Origin of the sequence: Pseudomonas sp. MWU13-2100, from assembly GCF_023242365.1 — a bacterium.
In the GTDB taxonomy this organism is placed as follows: Bacteria; Pseudomonadota; Gammaproteobacteria; order Pseudomonadales; family Pseudomonadaceae; genus Aquipseudomonas.
On record NZ_JALLIX010000001.1, the window covers coordinates 245,999 to 267,012 of the forward strand.

Genomic DNA, 21,014 nt, shown 5'->3' on the forward strand with positions numbered 1-21,014 from the left:
CCCTCCTCAAATCAATGTCGAGTCAATCAATGCCAATGGGTGATCACCCTGTGTGGCGCGGACATCGGTGATCCCCAGGTAATTGCGCAACTGATCGGCGGCCACTGTCATCGGTCCCGGTGACGCTGCCGCCCCGGGCGCAGGTTGCGGATAGGCCGTACCGCGCGCGGTGTGAAAGGTGATATTGCCTTCGACCTTCTGGATCACCTGATGGATATGCCCGTTGAGCACGGTCACCGAACCGTACTTGCGCAGCAGGGCAATGGCCTGGTCACCGTCCTCGGTGCCCCAGCCCCAGGGCTGGTAAATGGTCCACAGCGGAATATGGGTGAACACCACGATCGGCGTGCTGCTTGCCACCGCCCGCAGATCATCGGCCAGCCAGGCGATCTGGTCGGCGCCGAGGTTGGCTTCATGGCCGGCCTGGAAGTTGAAGACGTTGACCAAGGCGATGAAGTGCACGCCGTGGTCATCGAAACTGTACCAGCCGTTGCCCTTGGTGCCTTTGCCGTACCGCTGCAGGTAGAGCTGGCCGCCGCCCTCGTCGAGGGTGTCGTGCTCGCCCGGCACGTAGTGCACGGTGGCGGGCAGGGCCTTGAGCAGTTGCGCGGCGGTGTCGAACTCCTGTGGCCTGCTGAGGTGGGTGATATCGCCGGTGTGGAGGATCAGTGCCGGCCGTTTGGGCAACGCGATGACCTTGTCGATGGCCACTTGCAGGGTCTTTACCGGTTCGGGGTTGGCTTCCTTGTTGAAGCCGATATGCGAATCGCTGATTTGCACGAAGTGAAAGTTCGCCGCCAGCGCGGCCGGGTCCGTGGGCTGGCCATTCTGGTCCAGGGCAAAGGCCCGCGGAATACCGCCGCTCAGGGCCCAGAGGACCCCGGCGCCGGCCCAGGCCGAGCATTTGAGCAGGGTCCGGCGGTCGGGGTCGAGCGGGCCGTCGGTACGTTTGTCGTGGGGTGTTGGGTGCAGGTCCATGGGAACGCCCTCGCTGGCGGTCTACAGTGATTGAGCTCACATCTGTAAAACCGGGCGGCGCAGGGCTTTATTCCCGAAAATAAAAAAATTATTTCGGGAATAAAGTGGCGGCTTTCACCGTTATAGGAACAAAGGTATCGGAGCCATTATGAAGCGATTCGAGGCGCTGTTTGCGCCGCATCTGGATGCGGCCTATAACCTCGCGCGCTGGCTCACCGACAGTGAGAGCGCCGCGCAGGATGTGGTCCAGGAAAGTGCCTTCAGGGCCTTCAAGTTCCAGCACCGTTTCGTCGACGGCAATGCCAAGGCCTGGTTCCTGACCATTGTCCGCAATGAAAGCTACAACTGGCTCAAGGCCTCGATGGGGGCGCGCTGGGTGGCCATCGACGAGGAGTGGCTGGAAGATGACCTGGCGTTGGCTGATGTCCGCACACCCGAGTCACAGATCATCCGGGCCCAGGAAGCCGAGCAGGTGCGACGGGCGCTGCTGGCATTGGCGCCGGTGTTTCGTGAAGTGGTCGTCCTGAAGGAGTTGGAAGACATGCCCTACAAGGACATAGCGAAAATCGTCAATATCCCCTTGGGCACCGTCATGTCACGGCTGGCCCGGGCGCGCGGCATGCTCAAGCGCGAACTGCTGAAGTTGCACCCTTATGAATGAACTCGACTGCAAGACCTGTCATGAATTGATCCATGGTTATCTCGACCATGAACTGGACGCGGCGACGGCGGCGCAGGTAGCTGGGCACCTGGCGGGCTGTGTCGAGTGCGCTTACCTGCATGAACAGACCCGTCAGTTGATCGATGATGTCAAGATCCGAGCGCCGTATTATCGGGCGCCCGAGGCCCTGAGCCGAAGCCTGTTGAGTGGTGCGTCGACACGTCCCTCGGTGGGCGCCGGTTTCATTCAGGGCGTGCGAGCGGCATCGGCACGCTGGTGGGCCCCGGCGTTTTCAGCCCTGGCCCTGAGCCTGGCGCTCATGCTCTACGTGGTAACGCCATCCGCCGAACAACCCTGGCTGGATGAGGCGGTGTCCAGCCATGTGCGTTCGCTGATGGCCGAGCATCTGAACGATGTGGTGTCATCCGATCGGCATACGGTGAAACCCTGGTTTACCGGCAAGCTCGATTTCGCGCCGCCGGTCTTCGACTATGCGGCGCAGGGCTATCCACTGCTGGGCGGGCGATTGGATTATCTGCAACACCAGACCGCCGCGGCGCTGGCGTACCGGCATGCCAGGCACACCATCAACCTGTTTATCCTGCCGACGGCCGAGGCTGATCGCGCGCGGGAGAGCCTGTCGTTGCGCGGCTACAACGTGGTGGCGTGGCGGCACGATCATCTGCGCTTCATCCTGGTTTCGGATCTGGAGAAGGGCGAGCTCGAGGCGTTCGGGCAGTTGATCGAGAAGGGGGGGTAAGTGTTTGATCTGATCGTGAGCACACAGCAAAACCCGTAGGAGCCGGCTTGCTGGCGATGCAGACGCCGCGGTGTCTCAGACAGACCGCGTTATCGTTCATCGCCAGCAAGCCGGCTCCTGCGGGACCGTGTCCAGCCAGCACCTGTCGTTGTGTCAGGTCTTGCAGACCGAGGCAATCGCCTGTGCCAGCGCATCCAGGCGCGTCGCGTCGATACCGGCCACGTTGGCCCGGCCGGAGCTGACCATATACACACTGTGCTCATCGCGCAGTCGTTTGACCTGGGCCGGCGAGAGGCCGGTGTAGGAGAACATGCCGCGCTGCACGCCAATATGGGCGAAGCGCTCGGCCAGGCCGTGGGGCTGCAGGGCTTCCACCAGGCCGCTGCGCAGTTGCGCAATACGCAAACGCATGGCTTCGACCTCATCGGCCCACAGGCTCTTCAACTCGGGGTCGCCGAGAATGGTGGTGACCACCGCCGCGCCGTGATCCGGTGGGTTCGACCACAGGTTGCGGGCTACCGCCGCCAGTTGGCTGCGCACGTCCAGCAGCTTTTCAGCATCGCCGGTGCAGACGATCAGCGCGCCGGTGCGTTCGCGGTACAGGCCGAAATTCTTCGAGCAGGAGCTGGTGATCAACACTTCCGGCAGTTCCCGGGCGAACAATCGCACGGTCCAGGCATCCTGCTCCACGCCATCGCCAAAGCCCTGGTAGGCGAAGTCGATCAGCGGCAGCAGTTCACGGCGACGGACAATCTCCAGCACCTTGTACCAGTCATCGTGGGACAGGTCGAAACCGGTCGGGTTGTGACAGCAGGCGTGCAGCAGCACCACGTCACCCTGCGGTACCAGTTCCAGAGCGGCGAGCATGCCCTCGACATTCAGGCGGTTGTCGCTGTCGACGTAAGGGTAGTGACCGATCTTCAAGCCGGCGGCGGCGAAGATGGTCTCGTGGATCGGCCAGGTCGGATCGCTGAGCCAGATGCCGCGGCCCGGCAGGCAGTGGGCGATAAAGTCGGCGCTCAGGCGCAAGGCGCCGGTGCCGCCCGGGGTCTGGGTCGCACCGACGCGCTGGGCGGCGATCAGCGGCGAATCGGCACCCATCACCAGCTCGTTGAGCAGGCTGCCGAAGCGCAGGTCGCCGTGGCCACCAATGTAGGACTTGGTCCGTTGCTCGTCCACCAGCCGCTGTTCGGCCAGCTTGACCGAGTGCAGGATCGGGGTCAGGCCCTGGGCATCCTTGTAGACGCCGACGCCCAGGTCGAACTTGCGCGGGTTGGGGTCCTGGGCATAAGCCTCCAGCAACCCGAGAATCGGGTCGCCGGGTACACGCGCGATGGCGTCGAAATGCATTATTTACGGCCCTCGGCGGCTTGGCTGACCTCGTCGGTACGTGCCGCCATGATGAAATCGTTACGGTGCAGGCCCTTGATCGAATGGCTCCACCAGGTCACGGTGACTTTGCCCCATTCGGTCAGCAGGCCCGGGTGATGGCCTTCGGCTTCGGAAATCTCGCCGACGGCATTGGTGAAGGCCAGGGCGAACTTGAAGTTCTTGAACAGGAAGACCTTCTCCAGTTGCATGATGCCGTCCCGCACTTCGATGTTCCAGTCCGGAATCTGTTTGATCAGCAGCGGCAGTTCTTCGTCGCTGACCTGGGGGGCATCGGCGCGGCAGGCTTCGCAGTGGGCTTGGTTCAAGGTGTTCATGGTGGATTCCTGAAATCGTTTTTTATTCAAGGACGCCGTTCGAATACGCTATTCGAAAACGTCGGTTCGAGAAAGATGCACGTGCCGCCCGAAGTCGCGGATCAGGCGGCCTTGGGCGGGAATTTCGGGGCGTGCAGACCCAGCTGCATACCGCGCTCGACCATGCCCATGATGTCTTCGTGGGCCAGGTCGAACAAGCGCTTGAGGTTTGGCAGGACGAAGTACAGCGGTTGCAGGATGTCGATACGATACGGCGTGCGCATCGCCTCCAGCGGATCGAACAGTTGGTGCTCGGGCTGGTTGGACAGGCTGTACACGGTTTCCTTCGGCGAGGAGAGAATGCCGCCGCCATAGATCCGGCGACCTTGTGGGGTGTCCACCAGGCCGAATTCGATGGTCATCCAGTACAGGCGCGCCAGGTACACCCGTTGCTCCTTGCTGGCTTGCAGGCCGAGCTTGCCATAGGTGTGGGTGAATTCGGCGAACCAGGGGTTGGTCAACAGCGGGCAGTGGCCAAAGATCTCGTGGAAAATATCCGGCTCTTGCAGGTAGTCGAGTTCTTCTTCGGTGCGGATGAAGGTGGCCACCGGAAACTGCTTGTTGGCGAGCAGCTCGAAAAAAGTCTGGAACGGAATCAGCGCCGGCACCCGGGCGACTTGCCAACCCGTGGTGGCGCCGAGGACCTGGTTGATTTCGCTGAGCTGCGGAATCCGGTCATGGGGCAGGGCCAGTTTTTCGATGCCGTCCAGGTATTCCTGGCACGCGCGGCCTTCGATCACTTTCAGTTGACGAGTGATCAGGGTGTTCCACACGGCATGCTCGGCGGCCGGGTAGTCGATAAAACCTTGCGCATCGGGCTCGCGGGCCACGTAGTGCGTCTGCTTCATACAGCTCTCCTGCTGGGGGATTCGTTCTTGTTATGTGCAGCGATGGGCTTAGTGTTAACCCGTTGCGGGGCCGTGCGCATCGGGGGTAAAGCGGCGCAGGCCTGGGTGAACAGCCTATTTTCGTAAAGAAAACGTTACGAAATGGCGCTTTGCTGATGTACAAGGTGTTTTGACGTGGCGATAAAGTGGGTTTTTGTCACATAATCTTTACGACTAACTGCGGCGCACTGGAAAAAGTGCCCGCTCCGCAGGGGCCGACGGGTCCGGCCATCGCCATTTTTCGAGCCTTTCCATGCGTATCAAAGTGCATTGCCAGAACCGCATCGGCATTCTTCGCGACATTCTCAACCTGCTGGTGGACTACGGCATCAACGTGGCCCGCGGCGAGGTCGGCGGTGATCAGGGCAATGCCATCTACCTGCACTGCCCGAATCTGATCAACCTGCAATTCCAGGCCTTGCGGCCGAAGTTCGAAACCATTGCCGGGGTGTTTGGCGTCAAGCGCGTCGGCCTGATGCCCAGCGAGCGTCGGCATATGGAACTCAACGCCTTGCTCGGGGCCCTGGAATTTCCGGTGCTGTCCATCGACATGGGCGGCTCGATTGTCGCCGCCAACCGGGCGGCGGCACAGTTGCTCGGGGTCCGGGTCGATGAGGTACCGGGCATCCCGCTGGCGCGTTATGCGCCGGATTTCGACCTGCCCGAGTTGGTGCGCGCCAATCAATCGCGGATCAATGGCCTGCGGGTCAAGATCAAGGGTGACGTTTTCCTGGCGGATATCGCGCCGTTGCAGTCGGAGCACGATGACAGCGAGGCGATGGCCGGCGCGGTGCTGACCCTGCACCGCGCCGACCAGGTCGGCGAGCGCATCTACAACGTGCGCAAGCAGGAACTACGTGGCTTCGACAGTATCTTCCAGAGTTCGAAAGTCATGGCCGCGGTGGTCCGCGAGGCCCGGCGCATGGCACCACTGGACGCGCCGTTGTTGATCGAGGGCGAGACCGGGACCGGCAAGGAGTTGCTGGCGCGGGCCTGTCACCTGGCCAGCCCGCGTGGACAGGCGCCGTTGATGGCACTTAACTGCGCCGGGCTGCCGGAGTCCATGGCCGAAACCGAGCTGTTCGGCTACGGTCCCGGCGCGTTCGAGGGCGCGCGTGCCGAGGGCAAGCTCGGGTTGCTGGAACTGACCGCCGGCGGCACCTTGTTCCTCGATGGGGTGGGGGAGATGAGCCCGCGCTTGCAGGTCAAGTTGTTGCGTTTTCTCCAGGACGGCGGCTTCCGTCGGGTCGGCAGCGATGAGGAGGTGTACCTGGATGTGCGAGTGATCTGCGCGACCCAGGTCGACCTCTCGGAGCTGTGTTCGCGGGGCGAGTTTCGCCAGGACCTCTATCACCGTCTCAACGTGTTGTCCCTGCATATTCCGCCCCTGCGCGAGTGCCTGGACGGGCTGACCCCGTTGGTGGAGCATTTTCTCGACCAGGCCAGCCGGCAGATCGGCTGTCCGTTGCCGAAGCTGGCGCCGGCGGCGATGGATCGTCTCGCGCACTATCACTGGCCGGGCAATGTCCGGCAGTTGGAGAACGTGCTGTTCCAGGCGGTATCCCTCTGTGAGGGCGGGGTGGTCAAGGCCGAGCATATCCGGTTGCCGGACTATGGCGTGCGCCAGCCCCTGGGGGATTTTTCCCTGGAAGGCGGGTTGGACGAGATTGTCGGGCGATTCGAGCGGGCGGTGCTGGAGCGCCTGTACTCGGAGCATCCGAGCAGTCGCCTGCTGGGCAAGCGGCTGGGGGTTTCCCATACCACCATTGCCAACAAGCTGAAGGAGTATGACGTCGTCAAGGGGGTGTAGGTCTTGTGGGAGCGGAGCTTGTCGGGACGCCGCACCGCCTCGAAGAGGCCAGTGAGGCCGCTAAAAGCTTCGCGGGCAAGCACCGCTCCCACATAGTCACGGCTTCAAGATCATCAGATGTGGAAGTAACCCACGCACGAGTCGAACGGCAGGCGCTTGAGTTCGATCTTGTTCATGTCGAACACTTCGCGCAAGGCCTTGGTTTCACCCGGGAAGTTGCGATAGGCAACCTCGTCGAGCACCACGATGGCGCCTTTGGGCATGTACGGCAGGAAAGTCTCCAGGGCGACCTTGGTCGGCTCGTAGAGGTCGGTGTCGAGGATCAGCATGGCCACCACCAGGTCCGGACGGGACTTGACGAATTCCGGCACGGTCTTGCAGATATCGCCTTTGACCAGCTCGCAGCGCGGGATACGGTTGACCGGACGCAGCAGGTCGTTGGCATCGATCATGTCCTGGATCAGCGACTGGTCGGTGTCGGAGAACATGTTCTCGTTGATATCGGCCGGGTCTTCATCCTTGTTGATGCTGGTGAAACCTTCGAAGGTGTCGAAGCCGACGATCGAACGGTTGATCGCGTACGGCTCGAGGATCATCGACAGGTGCATGTAGAGCATCAGCGAGTTGCCCTTGTACACGCCGCATTCGATGATCGCGCCCGGCACATCCATGACCTTCTTGAACAGCTCCATGCGCGACAGGGCGGCGGTCACATTGATGCGGTTGGCGAACACGAACGGCGCGTCGGCCACGTATTCGGCATCGACCCGCTTGAGCACGCCGGCACGGGTTTCGTTGTATTGAGCCTCGGCAGGCGTAATGCGGCGCTTGGTCATTGATAGATTCCTTGGAAATTCGAGAAGTCGTGGGCGTGGAAGTAGTCTTTGAAGCCGGCCCCGACATCCGGGCAGGCACTGTCGACGTTGGGGGCGCCGCGCTTGTGTTGCAGGTCGTCCAGGTGCATCAGGCGGAAGTCCACGCTGAAGCGGGTCTGTTCGGTGTAGTTGGGGACGGTGCCATGCAAATGTGAACCGGAGAAGATCAGCATCTCGCCGGTGTTGCCAGCGATGCGAACTTCCGACGAAGTGTCGATATCGGCCAGGGGCACCGGGTGCACGCGCACTTCCTCGGTCAGGTTGTCCTTGGCCTTGTGCCGCTGGTTGTTGATCCAGTCGTTCAGGCTCCAGTCCTTCGAGGTGTTGAGCACCGGTTTTTCGAAGTAGCCGGCGTTGATCATCATGGTCTGGTTCGGGGCGATGGTGTAGACCGGCATCCAGGTGTTGATCTGGCAGTCGACGCTGCCATACCAAGTGTCGCGATGCGGCTTGTAGGCATAGCTGACGCCAGCGTGCAGGTAGTTGTAGTTGGGCACGACGCGCAGGCGCGGCACATCGAAGATGTACTCGCGCGGGTCGATGCCGACTTCATGGATAAACCCCAGGATCAGATCCTTGACGCGCTGGCTGTTGGTGAACTGGCCCTTGAGGCGGGTCACCCGGCTGACGAATTCTTCGACCGGCATCATCTTGTGCAGGGACTGGTGATCGGTCTCGCCGTCGAAGGCCAGGCTGATGCTTTCCTTGGCAAAGCCGCAGAGCTCCTTGGCGGTCGCCAACTGGGTGTCCAGGAAGATGGCGCCGGAATAGATCTCTTCCTTGAAATCGGCTTTTTTCTGTAGCTGGTTGATGTACAGGTTCACGTCAGCCCTCCTGAATACTGTGGCTAATTCTGAGTGTCGGCAGTCACTGGGCAAACTTGACGTCGGTTGCCGTATGCCGGGTTGGCTTGCAAGGTCTATTCCAGGGTGGTTTTCTGGCGCCCGCAGCACCGGGGGGGAGTGACCGATACTTGCCGCCAGCGGCATAAGCGCGCCGTTTTTTCGTCTGCCCTCAAGACCTTGAAAGCTTGGCAAAGGTACTCAAACCCCGGCCCGGCGGCTTGTCCTGCGTCAAAAAACAAGTTGGTTCGGAAATTGCTTGCGCCTCTCGACAGAACAGCGGTGGCGGCAAACGTCCGTCAGGAAGAGGAAAGACTGTGGACAAGTACCTTTACGTGGCAATGACCGGTGCGGCCCAGAATGCCCTGGCGCAAAAGGCCCATGCCAACAATCTGGCGAACCTCTCGACCAACGGTTTTCAGCGCGACCTGGAACAGGCCCGTTCGATGCCGGTGTTCGGTGACAGCTTTCCGTCGCGTGCTTACGCCATGTCCGAGCGCCCGGGCACGGATTTCGCCTCGGGACCGATGGTCGAGACCGGTCGCGATCTCGACGTGGCGGTGGCCGGTGACGGCTGGGTTGCCGTGCAGACGCCCGACGGCGGCGAAGGTTATGTGCGCACCGCAAGCATGAATATTGACGCCCTCGGAGTGCTGCGTGCCGGCAACGGTATGCCGGTCATGGGCAACGGCGGGCCGATTGCCGTGCCGCCCGAGTCGAAGATCGAAGTGGGCGAGGACGGCACCATCAGTATCCGTGCCATGGGTGAAGGGCCGCGGGTGGTGGCGGAAGTCGATCGCATCAAGCTGGTCAACCCGGATCTCAAGAACATGGTCAAGGGGCCGGATGCCGTGGTGCATACCAAGGACGGCAAGGCAGCGCCGGTCGACGCCAGCGTCAGGGTGGTCTCGGGCTTCCTGGTCGGCAGCAACGTCAATGCCGTCGAGGAAATGACCTCGGTGCTGGCCCTGTCCAAGCAGTTCGAATTGCACATCAAGATGATGAACACCGCCAAAGAAGATGACACGGCTATGGCTCGGGTCTTGCAGAACAGCTAATCACCAGAACGTAGCGCCGTAAAACAGGCGCGCGAAGGAGAACAGAATGCTTCCGGCTCTATGGGTTGCAAAAACAGGTTTGGCGGCACAAGACACCAACCTGACGACTATTTCCAACAACCTGGCCAACGTCTCGACCACCGGCTTCAAGCGTGATCGCGCCGAGTTCCAGGACCTGCTGTATCAGATCAAGCGCCAGCCGGGTGCCGAGTCGACCCAGGACAGCGAACTGCCGTCGGGTCTGCAACTGGGTACCGGTGTGCGGATCGTCGGCACCCAGAAGAACTTCACCGCCGGTAGCCTGCAAACCACCGACCAGCCGCTGGACATGGCCGTCAACGGTCGCGGTTTCTTCCAGATCCTGCAACCGGACGGCACCACGGCCTACACCCGTGACGGTACCTTCCACCTGAGCAACACCGGGCAGATCGTCACCGCCAGTGGTTTCACCCTGCAGCCGGCGATCATCATCCCGAACAACGCCCAGACCTTCACCGTCGGCCAGGATGGCACGGTCTCGATCACCGTCGCCGGCAACCCGGCTTCGCAAGTGATCGGCAATATCCAGACCGCCGACTTCATCAACCCGGCCGGCCTGCAGGCCAAGGGCGGCAACCTGTTCCTGGAAACCGCTGCCAGTGGCGCGCCGCAAGTCGGCACCCCGGGTCTCAACGGTTTCGGTACCACCGAGCAGAGCACTCTGGAAACCTCCAACGTCAGCACCGTGGAAGAAATGGTCAACATGATCACCACTCAGCGTGCCTACGAGATGAACTCCAAGGTGATTTCCACCGCCGACCAGATGCTCCAGTACGTCGCACAGAACCTGTAATCAAGTCTATGAGGCGGCCTGAAGTGCGCCTGCAACACCGTGAGGTAATAGGGTCATGAATCGGTTGTTTTCCATGCTCGCATTGAGCGCGATGGCGCTGTTGGCCGGCTGTATGAGCCCGCCGCCCAAGCCCAATGACCCGTATTACGCCCCGGTGTTGCCGCGCACCCCATTGCCCGCCGCGGCGAACAACGGTTCGATCTATCAGGCCGGTTTCGAGCAGAACTTGTATGGCGACCGCAAGGCGTTTCGGGTCGGTGACATTGTCACCATTACCCTTAATGAAGCCACTCAGGCGAGCAAGAATGCCAACTCCGACCTGTCGAAGAAAGATGCCAACAACTTTGGCCTGACCTCCCTCTTCGGCTCGCCGGTGACCAGCGGCAATGTAAACCTGGGTATCGGTTATGGCGGTACCAAGACCACCGATGGCACCTCCAAGGCCGCGCAGAGCAACAGCCTGACCGGTTCGATCACGGTGACCGTGGCCGACGTGTTGCCCAATGGCATTATCGCTGTGCGCGGTGAGAAGTGGTTGACCCTCAACACCGGCAATGAGTTGGTGCGTATCGCCGGGCTGATCCGGGCGGACGATATCGCCACCGACAACACCGTTCCGTCCACTCGCGTGGCCGATGCGCGCATCACCTACTCGGGTACCGGCGCTTTTGCCGATACGAGCCAGCCGGGTTGGCTCGACCGCTTCTTCCTCAGCCCGCTCTGGCCTTTCTAGGTGCTACGACCATGTTCAATCTCAAGCATCTGATGGCGGCTGTGCTGCTGATGTCCACCGCTCTCGGTGCCCAGGCCGAGCGGTTGAAGGACATCGCCAGTATTTCCGGTGTGCGTTCCAACCAGCTGATTGGTTATGGCCTGGTGGTCGGTCTCAACGGTTCGGGTGACCAGACCACGCAGACACCATTCACCCTGCAGACCTTCAACAACATGCTCTCGCAGTTTGGCATCAAGGTGCCGGCCAACGCTGGCACCGTGCAGTTGAAGAACGTCGCGGCGGTGTCGATCAGTGCCGATCTGCCGGCGTTCGCCAAGCCGGGGCAGGTGGTGGATATCACCGTCTCGTCCATCGGTAACGCCAAGAGCCTGCGCGGCGGCACCCTGTTGATGACGCCGCTCAAGGGTATCGACGGTAACGTCTACGCCATTGCCCAGGGCAACCTGGTGGTGGGCGGTTTTGATGCTTCGGGCGCGGATGGTTCGAAGATCACCGTCAACGTTCCGTCGGCCGGCCGTATTCCTGGCGGGGCTTCGGTGGAGCGCGCGGTACCGAGTGGCTTCAACCAGGGCAACAGCCTGACCCTGAACCTCAATCGTTCCGACTTCACCACGGCCAAGCGGGTGGTCGACAAGGTCAATGACCTGCTCGGCCCGGGCGTGGCCCAGGCCATCGACGGCGGTTCGATCCGCGTCACCGCGCCGCTGGATCCGAGCCAGCGGGTCGACTACCTGTCGATGTTGGAAAACCTCGAGGTTGACCCGGGCCAGGCCGTGGCGAAAGTCATCATCAACTCGCGCACCGGCACTATCGTGATCGGTCAGAACGTCAAGGTGTCGCCGGCCGCGGTGACCCACGGCAGCCTGACCGTGACCATTACCGAAGACCCGATCGTCAGCCAGCCGGGGCCGCTGTCCAATGGCACCACGGCAGTGGTACCGCGTTCGCGGGTCAACGCCCAGCAGGAAGCCAAGCCGATGTTCAAGTTCGGCCCGGGGACCACCCTGGACGAGATCGTCCGTGCGGTGAACCAGGTGGGTGCGGCGCCAGGCGACTTGATGGCGATCCTCGAAGCCTTGAAACAGGCCGGCGCCTTGCAAGCCGACCTGATCGTGATTTGAGGCCGTCGATATGGTGGACATGCGCAAGAGCGGATTGACAGGCACCAGCGACTCCGGTGCCTACAGTGACCTGAACCGACTGAACAGCCTGAAGGTCGGTAATCGCGACAGCGCCGGCAACATTCGCAAGGTGGCGCAGGAGTTCGAGTCGCTGTTCGTTGGCGAAATGCTCAAGTCCGCGCGCGCGGCCACTGATGTAATGGCTCAGGACAATCCGCTCAATACCCCGGCGACCAAGCAGTACCAGGAAATGTACGACCATCAGTTGGCCGTGACCATGTCGCGCCAGGGTGGCGGTATCGGCCTGGCCGATGTGCTGGTGCGCCAGATGACCAAGAACAAACCGACGCGGCCCGCCGACGGCGGGCTCAAGGTCGGGCCGCCGGCCGGTACGCTGGCGACCGAAACGCCAGTGCAGACACCGATCGGTGCCGGCACCACCACGGCGGCGACCGCGGCTTCACCGTTCGCGCGCTCCAATGGCCAGCGGCCGCTATGGGCCTCGCGGGTTGCCAGTCCGATCCACAACAGCGACGGCAGCCTGCGCAACGACATGGCCAAGCTCAACGAGCGCCGCCTGTCCTTGCCGAGCAAGCTGACCGACCGCCTGGTCGCCGGGCTCGTGCCGTCGGCCGATGGCAGCCTGGCCACGGTCAATACCCAGGCCGTGCCGGCGCGCAACAGCGCCGCCAGCGATTCCGTGCTCCAGGGCCAGGCAGCTCGCAGCTTGAGCGGCGTGTCGACCACGAACATGCGCATCTACGGGCGCGCGGTGGCCCAGCCGCCGTTGGCGCCGGCCAAGCGGGCTTTCAGTTCGCCGGATGAATTCGTCGCCACCATGCTGCCGATGGCGGAGCAGGCGGCCAGGCGCATCGGGGTCGACCCGCGTTATCTGGTGGCCCAGGCGGCCCTGGAAACCGGCTGGGGCAAATCAGTCATGCGCCAGCAGGACGGTAGCAGCAGTCACAACCTGTTCGGCATCAAGGCCGGCAGCAGTTGGCAGGGGCCGCAGGCCCGCGCCATCACCAGCGAGTTCAAAAATGGCCAGATGGTCAAGGAGACGGCGGACTTCCGTTCCTATGCCTCCTACCAGGACAGCTTTCACGACCTGGTGACCATGCTGCAAAGCAATAATCGCTATCAAGATGTGCTCAAGTCGGCCGATAAACCGGAACAGTTTGTACGCGAGTTGCAAAAGGCCGGGTATGCCACCGACCCGGACTACGCCAGCAAGATTTCGCAAATAGCAAAACAGATGAAGAGCTACCAGAACTACGCTGCGGCGGGCGCTTCCACGAATTTATAAGGTCTGAATCATGAGCTTGCTCAATATTGGCATGACGGGGTTGAACGCGGCCTCGACGGCGTTGAACACCACCGGTAACAACATTTCCAACGTTGATACGGCCGGCTATTCGCGTCAGTCAACCGTTCAGACCAGCTCTGCCTCGCAGCAATACGGCAACGTGTTCATCGGTACCGGCACGACCCTGGCGGATGTCCGTCGAGTCTACAGCGCCTACCTGGATGCGCAGTTGCAGACCGCGACCTCGCTCAGCAGCGATTCGTCCTCGTACCTGGCCCAGGTCACGCCGACGGACTCCATGCTGTCGGATACTAATACCGGCATGACTGCTTCGTTGCAGAAGTTCTTCACTTCGCTGCAAAGTGTGTCGACCACTCCGACGGACGATGCCTCGCGCCAGACCACGCTGACCAGCGCCCAGGCGTTGAGCAACAAACTCAACTCCCTCTCCCAGCAGTTGAGCGACCAGAACACCGGGATCAACACCAACCTGTCGGATATGGCCGGCCAGGTGAACAAGCTGGCGACCACCATCGCCCAGTACAACGACCAGATTTCCAAGGTCAGCACCGCCGCCGGTGCACCGAACGACCTGCTGGACCAGCGCAACGAGGCCGTGCGCCAGCTGTCCGAGCTGGTCGGGACCCAGGTGGTCCAGCGCGGTTCGAGTTATGACGTCTACATCGGCAGTGGCCAACCGCTGGTGATGGGCAACAGCACCAACTCCCTGTCCGCGGTGCCGAGCAAGGACGATCCGAGCCAGTCGGCCCTGCAACTGGATCGCGGCACCAGTACCGTCGACATCACTGCCACCGTGACCGGTGGCGAGATCGGTGGCCTGCTGCGCTATCGCAGCGATGTGCTCGAGCCGTCGATCAACGCGTTAGGGCGCATCGCCATGGTCGCGGCCGACCAGATGAACAAGCAGCAGGCCCAGGGCATCGACAAGAACGGCAACTTCGGTTCGCCGATCTTCAACGATATCAACAGCCCCTCCCTGGTCAACCAGCGCAGTATCGCCAATGCGAACAACAGCGCCGGTTCCGGCAATCTGAACGTGAACATCGCCGATACCGGCGCGCTGACCACCAACGATTACCAGGTCACCTTCAGCAGCGCGACCAACTACAGCGTCACGCGCTCGGACGGCACCGCGATGGGGTCCTTCAGCACCACCACCACGCCACCACCGGTGATCGACGGGATCACCTTGAGCCTCAATGGCGGCGGCGCGATGAGTGCCGGCGACACCTTCAAGGTGACCCCGACCCGTAGCGGCGCCAGTGACATCCAGACGGTGATGACCAACGCGCAGAACATTGCCGCGGCGGCGCCGCTGGCCGGTGTCACCAGTGCCAACAACGGCGGCACCTACACCCAGCCGACCCTGGTCGACCAGTTGGGAACGTCCAACGCGACGAACAACGCGCAGTTGCAGGACGCAATCAAGTACGGCACGCCGGCCAAGATCGTCTTCGGTGCGCCCGGTACTGGTGCGACCGCGGGGACCCAGGGCTACACCCTGACTGATGCGCAGGGCAACGTAATGGGCACCGGTACCATCGTGCCGGGGCAGGCCAACACCCTGAACCTGAAAGTGAACATGGTTGACGCCAGTGGTAATCCAGTGTTGGACGGCGCAGGCGTGCAGAAGACTTTCACCGTTCAGACCACGGTCAGCGGCAACCCGAAAACCGGTGAAAGCTTCACCATGTCCATGACCGGCGCCGGTTCTTCGGACAACCGTAACAGCGCCGCCATGATCGCCCTGCAAACCAAGCAGACCGTGGGCACCAATACCACGAGCAAGGGCAGCAGTATCTCCGATGCCTATGGCACGCTGGTCTCCACCGTCGGTACCAAGGCGGCCCAGGCCACCTCGGACAATACGGCGACCACGACCATCCTGACCACTGCCAAGGGCGCCCGCGATTCGCTGTCCGGCGTCAACCTGGACGAAGAGTCCGCCAACCTGGTCAAGTACCAGCAGTACTACACGGCCGCGTCGCAGATTATCAAGGCCGCCCAGGCCATCTTCAGCACGCTGCTCAGCAGCCTTTAAGGAGTCGTGATTCATGCGCATTTCCACCGCCCAGTATTACGAAACCACGGCTGCCAACTACCAACGCGGCTACAACGACACGCTCAAGACCAGTGCCGAGGCCAGCAGCCTGGTCAAGGTCAATACTGCCGCGGATGACCCGGTAGGGGCTGCCCGGCTGTTGCAACTGGGCCAGCAAAGCGCTTCGTTGACCCAGTACGCGAGCAATATCAGTTCGCTCAAAGGCTCGTACAGCCAGTCGGAAACGGCCTTGACCGCGATTCAGAACGCCATGCAATCGGCCCGCGAAATCGGCCTGTCGGCCATCAGCGGTACTAACACCGATGCCGATCGCAAGGCCTATGCCCAGCAGTTGGGACAAATCCAGCAAACGGTCCTCGGGCTGATGAACAGCCAGGATGCCAACGGCAACTACCTGTTCGCCGGTTCGAAGACCAGCACCGCGCCCTATACCGCCAACTCCGACGGCACCTATAGTTACAACGGTGATCAGTCGCAGTTGAACCTGGCCATTGGTGACAATAGTTCGGTGGCCAGCAATGTGACCGGCTGGGACGCGTTCCAGCAGTCCATCAACACTTCCCGTACCCAGGTCACCATGACCTCGCCGGCCGTGGACGACGGCCGCGTGACCCTGTCCAACGGCCAGATCAGCAATAGCGCGACCTACGACGCCAAGTTCGCTGGCGGTCAGCCGTATACCGTCAGCTTCCTCAGCAGTACCCAGATCAAGATCACCGATGCCGGCGGCAACGACGTCACTTCCGAAGCCAGCCAGAACGGTGTGATCAGCAACAGCAACGGGGCGAACCAGACGGTCACCTTCCGTGGCGTGGACCTGGGGTTGAACCTCAACCTCAAGACTGGCGATGTGCCGGACACCGTGATTGCCGGGCATAGCTTCACCCTGGCGGCGCAGCCGGATACCTTCAACACCTCGCGCAGCGCCGGCAACCCGTCGACCGCGGTGGTGACCGGGGCGACGACCACCAACCAGGCCGCCTACGACAGCACCTTCCCCACCGGTGGGGCGATCCTCAAGTTCACCAGCGCCACGGCCTACGACCTCTACGCGGCGCCGGTCACGGCCAGCAGCCGGCCGGTGTCCTCGGGCACCATGGCCGGATCGACGGCAACGGCGGCGGGGGTCAGTCTGACCTTTGGCGGTACGCCGGCGGCCGGTGATCAGTTTGTGGTCCAGCCGAACAATCACCAGACCCAAAACATCCTCGATACCTTGAACCAGATGATTGGTACGTTGAACACGCCGGCCGATGGCAATCCGGTTGCCCAGCAAAAGCTGCTGGCGTCCATGAGCACCGGGGTCAGCAACGTCACCAGCGCCATGGACCAGGCGGGCAGTGCGGTCACCGCCATCGGTACCCGCGGCCAGGCCCTGGATGCCCAGGACGCCACCAACCAGAGCCTGGTCATGGCCAACACCACCAGCCAGGGGGCGATTCGCGACGCCGACCCGGCGGCGGTCATGACCCAGCTGACCCTGCAGCAGACCATGTTGCAGGCGGCGCAGTTGGCGTTCAGCAAAATCAGCCAACTGGGCCTGTTCAACAAGATCTGATTTGACCCGGACGCGGGAGCCATCGTGGCTCTTGCGCCTCTACCAACCGCCTTTTTCAGCGGTTCCAGTGGCTCGTCCGATCGGGGGAGTCGCGCCGCTTGCGAGCCCCGCCGTGAATCCAGCCCCACTCGTCAGTCTCGTCATTCCCGCCGTCAATCCACGCTTTTTTGCCAAGGCTCTGCACAGCGCCTTGGGCCAGAGCTACGGCAATCTCGAAATCATCGTTTGCGATGACAGCCAGGATGACGAAGTCGGCCGTCTGGTCGAGGTCATGAGCGAGGAGGCGGGGCGGGCGGTACGTTATGTGCGTAACGCGCGCAAGCTCGGGCATGTGGCTAATGTGCTCGCGGGTCTTGAGCTGGCCCAGGGCGAATTCATCAAGTTTCTCCATGATGACGACCAGTTGTTTGGTGCCTGTATCGAACGCCAGGCGCAGGTCCTGGTCGAGCAGGCCGACGTCAATCTGGTGCTGGCGCAACGCATGTTCTGGGACGCCGACGATCTGCAACTGCCGATTCGTCTTGAGAACGCTACCTTGGCGCCCACTTGCTCGGTCTTCAAGGGTGAAGACCTGCTGGCGATTTTCGAGACCTTTCCGGTCAATATCCTGGGCGGTTTCAGCAATGCGCTGTTGCGCCGCGCGGATGCGCTGGAATGGTTGCCTGCCTTGACCCAGCCGGGGCATTGTTTCGTTGCTTCGCTGGAGTTCGCGCTTTATATCTGCCTGTTACGCCGCGGCAATATGGTGATGCTGAACCACGTCCTGAGTGTCGAGCGGCGTTACCCGGAGCGACCCAGTCGGCAGCAGGCGATGCGCGAGGCGGTGCTCTCCGAGCGTGAATGGCTGGTGCAGATGCTCAAGGCGCGCAGTGGCGAGTCGGCCCCGGCCCATGGCTGGGTCCGCTTGTTGCCGCTGACCCGTGCCCATGAGTCGCCACGGGTCTGGGGTGAACTGGCGTTGCTCAGGACCCTGGGCACCAAGCAGACCACCGAGATCTGGCGCGTCGGCGTTACCAGCGAAAGTTTTTCCGAAATGTATGCGCAGTGGTTGGGGTGTCGGACCCTGACGGAGTCCGAGCGCAAACTGCTGCCCGATGCACTGCTCGAGTGGGCATGGCAGCCGAAGATCGTGGCGGTGGTGATCGATCGGGAAGGCAGTCTCGCCGGCCTGGACAGTACCCTGCAGAGTCTGGCCGGGCAGCTCTATCCGGCCGAGTTGACACTGGTGCTGTCTGACGCCTGTAGCGAAGCCGTGCTGTTGGACCGGGTGTTTACCGTGCCTTTGCAAGAGGACTGGCAGCAGCAGCTCAATGAGTTGTTGGCCCAGGTTGATGGGGCTGACTGGTTTTATCTGTTGCGTGCCGGGGATCGCCTGGTGGAGCCCGCGCTGTTGGTGCTGGCTGATCGCATTGTGCATGCCGGAGAGGAAGGCTGTTTCTATAGTGACGAGAGCTGTTTGCGCGACGGTGAACCAGCGGAGCCGGTTTTCAAATCCGACTTCAACCTGGATCTGATGCGCAGCTATCCGTATGTGGGGCGTGTACTGGCCTTCAAGCGCGAGCCTTTCCTGGCGCTCGGCGGCTTCGACTCGCGACATGGCGAGTTGGCGCCTCACGACCTGCTCTGGCGGCTGGTCGAGCAAGTCGGTACCCAGGCGGTCGGGCATATCGCCGAGGTGCTGGTGGAATCCGTGCTGTCACTTTCCCAATGGATGTCACTGCCCGAGCTGCTCGAACTGAACGCACTGTTGGTCGAGGCGCATCTGGGGCGTCTCGGCGTGGCCCATGAGTTGCGCGACAGGGGACAGGCGCTGTTCAACCGTGTGGATTATCTGCACGCCGAGCGACCGCTGGTCTCGATCATTATCGTCTGCAAGGACCAGTTGGCGGCGCTGCAGCGTTGTGTCGAAAGCCTGTTGGAAAAAACCGCTTACCGCGAATACGAGTTGCTGCTGGTGGACAACGGCAGTGAGAGTCCCGAAGCGCTGGCCTGGCTGAGCGCCATGGCGAGCATGGGCAGCGATCGTTTGCGCGTATTGAGTTTTGCGCAGCAGGACCAGGCGGCTGTTATCAACGCTGCTGCCGGGCAAGCCAGGGGCGACTATCTGTTGCTGTTCAGCCCCTATCTGGTGGTGACTGACGGTGTCTGGCTCGACGAGATGCTGAACCATGCGCAGCGCCCGGAAGTCGGCGTGGTGGGGCCCAAGCTGTTCAATGCGGACGGGCGCGTGGTACATGCCGGTCTGGTGCTTGGCTTGCATGGGCCGGCGGGTCTGCCTTTTTACGGTGAATCCCTGCAGTCCGCGGGTTATATGCATCGTTTGCAGGTTGCTCATGATCTGAGTGCGGTCGGTGCCGATTGTCTGATGGTGCGCAAGAGCGTGTTCGACAGCGTGCAGGGGCTGGATGAAGCACAGTTCGTGCAGACGCTCAGTGAAGTCGATTTGTGTCTGAAGATCGGGCGCAGCGGTTACCTGGTGGTCTGGACCCCCCATGCACAACTGGCCCTGGGCGCGCGTCCAAGCGTTGTTCTCGAAGCGGACCAGCAAGCCTTGCGTGAGCGTGAGCAGGAGGCGTTCTACCTGCGCTGGCTGCCCGTGATCGCTCGGGATCCGGCCTACAACCCCAACCTGGGCCTGCGTGCTCTGGGCAGCGGCAGTTTCAGCCTCGAGCCGGGTCTGCTTTCCGGATGGAGCCCGTTCTCAGTCCGCAGCCTGCCGAAGGTCCTGGCGCTTCCGGTCAATGCCTCGGCCATCGGCCATTACCGGGTGACGCAACCACTGATCGAACTGCAGGCCGCGGGACGGGCGGTTGGCCGGGTCATGTATGAAATGCCGTCGATTATCGAGGTGGAGCGTCAGTCTCCTGACGTTATCGTGTTGCAGGGGCGTTATACCGAAGGGCCGATCAATGAATGCGTGCCGCTGAAGACCTACTCGAACGCCCGGCGCATCTACGAGCTGGATGACTATGTGATCCAACCGACCAAGAAAAACGCCCATGTTCGCAATATGCCGACCCGTGACGAAATGGAGGCGCTGGTTCGTCGTGGCATCGGTCTGTGTGACCGGGTCGTGGTGTCGACCGAGCCGCTGGCCGAGGCCCTGTCATCCATGCACAGCGATATTCGCGTGGTTCCGAATATGCTCGCGACCCACCTGTGGACGGGCTTGAAGGGACAGCGCCGGACCTCGAAAAAGCCCCGTGTCGGTTGGGGCGGCGGCACCAGTCACTCCGGCGACCTGGCGGTGATTGCCGATGTCGTGCGCGAGTTGGCGACGGAGGTCGATTGGGTCTTTTTCGGCATGTGCCCGGAGGAGCTGCGGCCCTACATGCATGAGTTCCATGGGGTGATCGGGCTGGAGGTATACCCGGCGAAGCTGGCGAGCCTGAACCTGGACCTGGCCCTGGCGCCGCTGGAGTTTCACATCTTCAATGACTGCAAGAGCAACCTGCGGCTGCTGGAGTACGGCGCCTGCGGCTACCCGGTGATCTGCACCGATACCAAGGCCTATGCCGGCTACCTGCCGTGCACCAAGGTCAAGAGCAACTCCACCGACGAGTGGCTGCAGGCAATCCGCATGCACCTGTCCGATCCCGATGCCAGCTATCGCATGGGCGACGAGTTGCGGGAGATCGTCCTGCGCGACTATATGCTGCGTGGCGACAACCTGCGTTACTGGGAGAACGGCTGGCTGGCCGATTGATCTTCCTTCTCCGGCGTCAAGCGAACCTGTGGGAACTGGCAAGCCAGCGCCTGCGGGTT

The 21,014-nt window shown here is 62.0% G+C and carries 17 protein-coding genes; 11 read left to right on the top strand and 6 right to left on the bottom strand.

The genetic code is table 11. The annotated features are described in order from the left end of the window. Nucleotides 1-6 precede the first annotated feature (6 nt). Nucleotides 7-978: a metallophosphoesterase family protein gene (locus M5B99_RS01230; protein WP_248802258.1), complete on the bottom strand. Its 972-nt coding sequence runs from the start codon at nucleotides 976-978 to the stop codon at nucleotides 7-9. 148 nt (nucleotides 979-1,126) lie between these two features. Between M5B99_RS01230 and M5B99_RS01235 the strand changes: the two genes are divergently transcribed. Together M5B99_RS01235 and M5B99_RS01240 are read left to right on the top strand one after the other, a co-directional pair. Continuing rightward, nucleotides 1,127-1,639, top strand: coding sequence for a sigma-70 family RNA polymerase sigma factor (locus M5B99_RS01235; protein ID WP_248802259.1), 513 nt, complete (start codon nucleotides 1,127-1,129; stop codon nucleotides 1,637-1,639). Beyond that, nucleotides 1,632-2,399, top strand: coding sequence for an anti-sigma factor family protein (locus M5B99_RS01240; RefSeq protein WP_248802260.1), 768 nt, complete (start codon nucleotides 1,632-1,634; stop codon nucleotides 2,397-2,399). Before M5B99_RS01235 ends, M5B99_RS01240 begins: the two co-directional genes overlap by 8 nt. 153 nt (nucleotides 2,400-2,552) lie before the next feature. Here the strand turns inward: M5B99_RS01240 and M5B99_RS01245 are convergent, their stop codons facing one another. From M5B99_RS01245 to phhA, 3 genes are all read right to left on the bottom strand, one after another. Then, nucleotides 2,553-3,749 carry an amino acid aminotransferase gene (locus tag M5B99_RS01245; RefSeq protein ID WP_263860350.1) on the bottom strand — a complete coding sequence of 399 codons (1,197 nt, stop codon included), beginning with the start codon at nucleotides 3,747-3,749 and terminating at the stop codon, nucleotides 2,553-2,555. Continuing rightward, on the bottom strand, nucleotides 3,749-4,105 hold the full coding sequence (locus M5B99_RS01250) for a 4a-hydroxytetrahydrobiopterin dehydratase (protein ID WP_248802261.1): 357 nt from the start codon (nucleotides 4,103-4,105) through the stop codon (nucleotides 3,749-3,751). Before M5B99_RS01250 ends, M5B99_RS01245 begins: the two co-directional genes overlap by 1 nt. A 101-nt stretch (nucleotides 4,106-4,206) precedes the next feature. Then, nucleotides 4,207-4,992 (bottom strand): phenylalanine 4-monooxygenase, encoded by a 786-nt coding sequence (gene phhA / locus M5B99_RS01255; RefSeq protein ID WP_248802262.1) that lies wholly within the window; start codon nucleotides 4,990-4,992, stop codon nucleotides 4,207-4,209. 292 nt (nucleotides 4,993-5,284) lie between these two features. On the opposite strand from phhA, the gene M5B99_RS01260 reads away from it, so the two are divergent. Continuing rightward, nucleotides 5,285-6,841: a sigma-54-dependent transcriptional regulator gene (locus M5B99_RS01260; RefSeq protein ID WP_248802263.1), complete on the top strand. Its 1,557-nt coding sequence runs from the start codon at nucleotides 5,285-5,287 to the stop codon at nucleotides 6,839-6,841. A gap of 113 nt (nucleotides 6,842-6,954) precedes the next feature. Here M5B99_RS01260 and M5B99_RS01265 read toward each other — a convergent pair whose 3' ends face one another. Further along, on the bottom strand, nucleotides 6,955-7,677 hold the full coding sequence (locus M5B99_RS01265) for a TylF/MycF/NovP-related O-methyltransferase (protein ID WP_100938982.1): 723 nt from the start codon (nucleotides 7,675-7,677) through the stop codon (nucleotides 6,955-6,957). Further along, nucleotides 7,674-8,540: a hypothetical protein gene (locus M5B99_RS01270; RefSeq protein WP_248802264.1), complete on the bottom strand. Its 867-nt coding sequence runs from the start codon at nucleotides 8,538-8,540 to the stop codon at nucleotides 7,674-7,676. Before M5B99_RS01270 ends, M5B99_RS01265 begins: the two co-directional genes overlap by 4 nt. 335 nt (nucleotides 8,541-8,875) lie before the next feature. Between M5B99_RS01270 and M5B99_RS01275 the strand changes: the two genes are divergently transcribed. The 8 genes from M5B99_RS01275 to M5B99_RS01310 all read left to right on the top strand — a co-directional run bounded on the left by M5B99_RS01275 (nucleotide 8,876) and on the right by M5B99_RS01310 (nucleotide 20,955). Then, on the top strand, nucleotides 8,876-9,616 hold the full coding sequence (locus M5B99_RS01275) for a flagellar basal body rod protein FlgF (protein ID WP_248802265.1): 741 nt from the start codon (nucleotides 8,876-8,878) through the stop codon (nucleotides 9,614-9,616). Between the two features lie 46 nt (nucleotides 9,617-9,662). Continuing rightward, nucleotides 9,663-10,448: a flagellar basal-body rod protein FlgG gene (flgG, locus tag M5B99_RS01280; protein ID WP_248802266.1), complete on the top strand. Its 786-nt coding sequence runs from the start codon at nucleotides 9,663-9,665 to the stop codon at nucleotides 10,446-10,448. 55 nt (nucleotides 10,449-10,503) lie between these two features. Continuing rightward, nucleotides 10,504-11,181 (top strand): flagellar basal body L-ring protein FlgH, encoded by a 678-nt coding sequence (gene flgH / locus M5B99_RS01285; protein ID WP_248802267.1) that lies wholly within the window; start codon nucleotides 10,504-10,506, stop codon nucleotides 11,179-11,181. Nucleotides 11,182-11,192: 11 nt separating this feature from the next. Then, entirely contained in the window at nucleotides 11,193-12,302 is a 1,110-nt protein-coding gene (locus M5B99_RS01290; RefSeq protein WP_100938987.1) for a flagellar basal body P-ring protein FlgI, read from the top strand. 10 nt (nucleotides 12,303-12,312) lie between these two features. Beyond that, on the top strand, nucleotides 12,313-13,608 hold the full coding sequence (flgJ, locus tag M5B99_RS01295; protein WP_248802268.1) for a flagellar assembly peptidoglycan hydrolase FlgJ: 1,296 nt from the start codon (nucleotides 12,313-12,315) through the stop codon (nucleotides 13,606-13,608). A gap of 10 nt (nucleotides 13,609-13,618) precedes the next feature. Next, entirely contained in the window at nucleotides 13,619-15,670 is a 2,052-nt protein-coding gene (gene flgK / locus M5B99_RS01300; protein WP_248802269.1) for a flagellar hook-associated protein FlgK, read from the top strand. A gap of 13 nt (nucleotides 15,671-15,683) precedes the next feature. Further along, nucleotides 15,684-17,249 (top strand): flagellar hook-associated protein 3, encoded by a 1,566-nt coding sequence (locus M5B99_RS01305; RefSeq protein ID WP_248802270.1) that lies wholly within the window; start codon nucleotides 15,684-15,686, stop codon nucleotides 17,247-17,249. Nucleotides 17,250-17,361: 112 nt separating this feature from the next. Continuing rightward, a complete protein-coding gene (locus tag M5B99_RS01310; protein WP_248802271.1) occupies nucleotides 17,362-20,955 on the top strand; it encodes a glycosyltransferase in 3,594 nt (1,197 codons plus the stop codon). The last annotated feature ends 59 nt before the right edge of the window (nucleotides 20,956-21,014 follow it).